Annotated in this window: 5 protein-coding genes and 1 pseudogene; 2 read left to right on the top strand and 4 right to left on the bottom strand. The window is 66.1% G+C overall.

Features of this window, described 5'->3' with window-relative positions:
• Positions 1–387: 387 nt before the first annotated feature.
• Both ACWDRB_RS67620 and ACWDRB_RS67615 read right to left on the bottom strand, forming a co-directional pair.
• Positions 388–699 (bottom strand): helix-turn-helix domain-containing protein, encoded by a 312-nt coding sequence (locus tag ACWDRB_RS67620; protein ID WP_449912822.1) that lies wholly within the window; start codon positions 697–699, stop codon positions 388–390.
• Complete coding sequence (locus ACWDRB_RS67615) at positions 696–1,694, bottom strand: tyrosine-type recombinase/integrase (RefSeq protein ID WP_449912820.1); 999 nt, start codon at positions 1,692–1,694, stop codon at positions 696–698. The genes ACWDRB_RS67620 and ACWDRB_RS67615 overlap by 4 nt, the downstream gene beginning before the upstream one ends.
• A gap of 214 nt (positions 1,695–1,908) precedes the next feature.
• On the opposite strand from ACWDRB_RS67615, the pseudogene ACWDRB_RS67610 reads away from it, so the two are divergent.
• Positions 1,909–2,043, top strand: a pseudogene (locus ACWDRB_RS67610) (ATP-binding protein); the annotation flags it as partial.
• 341 nt (positions 2,044–2,384) lie between these two features.
• On the opposite strand, the gene ACWDRB_RS67605 reads toward ACWDRB_RS67610, so the two are convergent.
• Positions 2,385–2,765 carry a hypothetical protein gene (locus tag ACWDRB_RS67605; protein WP_449912818.1) on the bottom strand — a complete coding sequence of 127 codons (381 nt, stop codon included), beginning with the start codon at positions 2,763–2,765 and terminating at the stop codon, positions 2,385–2,387.
• The gene (locus tag ACWDRB_RS67600) at positions 2,762–2,929 is read right to left on the bottom strand and encodes a hypothetical protein (RefSeq protein ID WP_449912816.1); all 168 of its coding nucleotides are present in this window, start codon (positions 2,927–2,929) and stop codon (positions 2,762–2,764) included. Before ACWDRB_RS67600 ends, ACWDRB_RS67605 begins: the two co-directional genes overlap by 4 nt.
• An 899-nt stretch (positions 2,930–3,828) precedes the next feature.
• On the opposite strand from ACWDRB_RS67600, the gene ACWDRB_RS67595 reads away from it, so the two are divergent.
• The coding region (locus tag ACWDRB_RS67595; protein ID WP_449912814.1) for a hypothetical protein at positions 3,829–4,092 on the top strand (264 nt) is incomplete at its 3' end.

Genomic DNA, 4,092 nt, shown 5'->3' with positions numbered 1-4,092 from the left:
CGCGGCGGGTCCTTCGCCTGGCGAGGACGTGAACAGGTCCCGCACCAGCCGGTGGCTTCGCGCAGATAGCCCGGGCGGCCGCAGCGCGGGCACGGCCGCTGAGCCGCCCGCTGCCGAGCCTGGCGCGTGCAGTCCCGGCACAGCGTCGCATCCGGCGAGCGGACGGGATGCCCGCACTCGGCGCAGACACGCGAGCACGTGATGCATCGGCCGGTGTCGGCCTGCAGCATCCGCTGCTTGCCACAGACCGGACAGGACGCCTTGGCGGCCGCTTCGTTGAGCCGCCTTAGGCAGCGGCAGCAGTGCCGCCGGTCGATGATGCCGACCGGGCCACCACAGTCCACGCAGTCGCGTTGCCGTTTTCCCATCGCTGTCCTTCGCGCTTGGTCACAGCGGTGGCATGGAACGGCCTCCGCTGGAGGCGGCCTTGGGCTCGGCTACTGGCTGCGGCGGCCGGATGGGTTGCTCGACGGGGGTGGTGTCCACCTCGAACAGGTCGTTGGGGCTGCACTCCAGCGCGGTGCACAACGCGGCCAGGGTGGACAGCTTTACCTGCGTGGGCTCCTTGGTCAGCAGTGCCGACACCGACGCCGCCGACAGCTCCAGCCCGGCCTTGTCAGCCAGCAGCCGCCGCAGCTGAGCTCCGGTCCACACCTCGCGCTGCGCGGCGGCCATGCGCAGTTTCCATCGAATCTTCATGCCGTCGGGTCTCCCTGTCCGGTCAACTCACCCAGCGTGCTGGTCACCGCCCGGCGATAGGCATCTTCAATGAAGGTGGCCGACGGCCGGACATACCGCATCGTCGAGCTCACCGTCCAGTGCCCGAGCAACTGCTGGATGGCCACCAGGTCCACGCCGCGCTCGTAGTTGTGGGTGGCGCATGCCCGGCGCAGCGCATGCGGGCTGAACCACTCGGTCTGCGGCCGCCCCTCCAACTGCATGAGATAGCGCAGCCGGTTACGGATGGTGCCGCGATGCAGGGCCCCGCCGGACTCATCGGCGAACAGCACCGGCGAGTCGGGGAAGCGGTCGCGCACGTCGGCCAGGAACCAGCGCAGCACCAGGTCCAGCCCGTCCAGCATGGGCACCCACCGCGGCCGCGGCCCCGAGGTGCGGGCGCCCTTGCCGAAGCGGACATGCAGCTTGCCAAACGGGCCCCGGTTGAAGTGCACGTCCGGCCGGTCCAGCAGCGCGGCCTCCTCCGACCGCAGCCCGGCGTGATAGAGAGTGCGAAACAGCGCGTAATCCCGCGCCGCCGGCGCGTACTTGCGGGCGGTGGCGATCCGGTCCTTGAGGAAGTCGAAGAAGCCGCTGACCCGCTCCGGTGCCGGCGGCGGCAGCTCGGCCGGGGAGTCATCGCCGACATGCCGGGAGGCGTTGAACTCATCCACCGGGCAGACCAGCCGCGCCCCGAACGCGGCCTCGATCTCGGCGGCCTTGCGCACCTGCAGGAACCGGTGAAAGCCCTTGAAGATCTGCACATACTCGCGCCGCGTCGAGGCGGCGCGACCGGCCACGGCCAGGTCACCGACCACGCGATCGATGTCTTCCGGGGTGACCTCCCAGGCCGGACGGCCCAGCGCGGCCAGGGTCCGCTCCAGCAGCCCGGTGTCGTTCTCGATGGTCACCGGGCTGAACCCGCGAGCGGCCCACGACGCCACGAACGCCTCGACGCATCGCGCCTGATACTCCATCGGGTCACTGGCTAGAGGCTCAAGCGGGAGCGCCCCGCCCTCCAGCACTCGCAGTCGAGACCGCACCACCGGCACACCTTCCTCACACCGGAAGAATGAAGGCAGCGCCTAACATACGCCTCTAGCGCCTCACGAATCAGAGAAACGAGAAAGAACCCAGGAGCCCCAGCTAACAGGCGGAATCCTCCGACAGGAACATGTGCCACCCCCAGATGGCTGGACCAAGACCTTCACCGACCCCCGGCTATGCGCAGCCATCGTCGACCGACTCACCTTCGGCGGCACCATCCTCGAGACCGGCACCGACTCCTACCGTCTGGCCCAAGCCACAAAGCAGCGGACAACCTGACACCCGTCGGGCGCGGAAGCGGTGTCGACGCAAACCAACATCCGCGGCACCGACACGTGCCCGGCGGTGTCAGAACTCGCCAACAAGCGGTGTCGGACGAAACCTCCGCAGCCACTGCGTTCAGGCAAGACGGCCAACTGAGGCGACAAGACAACGCCACTACTATCGCAGCGTCGATCTGATGTGCACAAACAACGGAACGATTTGAATGTCCGTCGGATAATTTGGATTCCGTCAGGCATCGGAAATGATCTTCGCAAGGCGTCGACAATCCCGCTGGGCTGACTCAGCGAAGCTGAGGCGAATCAGCGTTGTTCAGAAGATCCTGAGCTAACGCGGGTTCACTGCTCCCCCTTGCGTCCCCGTACGTGCTGAGTGACGAATGCCGTCAGCATCGAGGCCGCCCCCACCCCGAACAGCGCCGCCGCCTGGGTGGGTGCCCCCTTGTCGACGAAGTACTTGGCGAGCAGACACAGCAGCAGGACGAACACGAGCCCGCACACGATGCCTGCGACACGGAGCCAGAACTCCGCCCAGTACTGGCGGTTGTCACGCTGCTCCGCCTCCACGATGAGCGTGATCACCCGGTCCAGTGTTCCCGGCTTGATCTTCTCCCAGGCCTCAGCCCTGGAGATGATGGCGTTCAGGACGGCTGGCGCGGCAGCGGCCCCGTTCTCCGTCACCGCCGTCGCGACGGCGGTTTCCGGGTCGCTAGCGGTCATGGGCGATCCTTGCCTGATTCGGCTCGGGACGGAGGCGGGTCGCCCAGCGCGGTGTAGACCGCATTCATCCGGGCAACGATGCGTTCGGCCGCGGGCGGCCCATGCGGGGCGCGGCGCGGCGGCGGGTACGGCATGAGCAGCCCCAGAAGGCCGATGTCGATCATGCGTGTGCGGGGTTGGTGCGCGCGAGCACGCACGGAGCACGCAAGCGCTAGACAAAAATTCTAGAACGCATCCGATCCCGTATAGCCGCAGGTCAGACCATGATCAAAGCGCGCCCTGCAGGATTCCAACCTGCGACCGTCGGATTAGGCAGTCGAAGTCCCCAGAACTCGTGCGCGAGCCTTACCGAAGTTTGAGATAAGGCATTCTGTACATGTTGAGCAAATCATTGGCAACGCGCTGCTTTCGATAAATCAAGTGTTAGCCGCCAACGCGATCGAACGTAAAGACTAGATCAAGCTTCGTCTCGACTCGTCTCGAAAGCGCAGGCATCGGAGTTTCGAGCACTGAGACCATCGGATTAGAAGCAAGATCCTTTAGTGCCGCGCGGTGCTGTCTGATGGTGGTTCGTGCCGCCTCCACACATTTTGTGTGTCCGGCAGTGCCAGGTTCTGACGGCGTGTGACGGGGCGTACGAGCATGCACCGAGCACGCTTACGCCATCGATTCACCAATCCCCGGCGACAGGGCCTCCCTCGCCAAATCCCTCGACCGGCCACGCCTGGATGTAATCAGCCAGCATGATGGTCAGCCCATCGCTGTCGCAACTTCGTACTTCACTCCCCGCGGACATAATGTGAGTAGCTCGCGCGGGGTCTACATGTCAGTGACCGGAGCGCTCTCCTGCGGTGGTCTGCATACGGTCTCGGCGTCCGGGACGGCGTCCCCGTACAGCAGCTCCTGGAAATAATTCCGATCCCCGTCGAACCCGCGACGCGGGAGCGACCCGATGACTCCCGCCCGCCCCGCACCCGCCGTGACCTGCGCCTTTCACGGTGACTCGAAGCCGTATCAGAGCGATGTCAGGTCCGTGTAGGGTCGCGGGGCCACGATTCCCGGCATGGATAAAGCAATGCAGCACCCGGCCGACACCCGAAGCGCCCAGCCGAAAGGCTTCGTCGCGAAGCTCCTCGCCGACCGTCACTCCGTCCCGTTCTCCATCGCACTGCACCTGGTGCCCGGCGCGGTCATCGTCGCCGTGTACGCGTTCATCGCCGCCCCCCTGGTCCGGGCGATCCACTTCCCGATCTTCCTGGCCTGGGCCATCGCCCTCGCGGTTGTGCTCTTCCCGCTCCAGCTGTTCCTGCTGTGGCTGGGCAAGAAG

The organism is Nonomuraea sp. NPDC003707 (genome assembly GCF_053587055.1).
Note: the sequence above shows the minus strand (reverse complement) of the source record. Positions and strands in the feature narration are given on the sequence as shown.

What these genes read in the sequence shown, in the direction of transcription:
- ACWDRB_RS67600 (WP_449912816.1), bottom strand. Translation starts at nt 2,929, where the DNA reads ATGATCGACATCGGCCTTCTGGGGCTGCTCATGCCGTACCCGCCGCCG.
- ACWDRB_RS67605 (WP_449912818.1), bottom strand. Translation starts at nt 2,765, where the DNA reads ATGACCGCTAGCGACCCGGAAACCGCCGTCGCGACGGCGGTGACGGAG.
- ACWDRB_RS67620 (WP_449912822.1), bottom strand. Translation starts at nt 699, where the DNA reads ATGAAGATTCGATGGAAACTGCGCATGGCCGCCGCGCAGCGCGAGGTG.
- ACWDRB_RS67615 (WP_449912820.1), bottom strand. Translation starts at nt 1,694, where the DNA reads ATGGAGTATCAGGCGCGATGCGTCGAGGCGTTCGTGGCGTCGTGGGCC.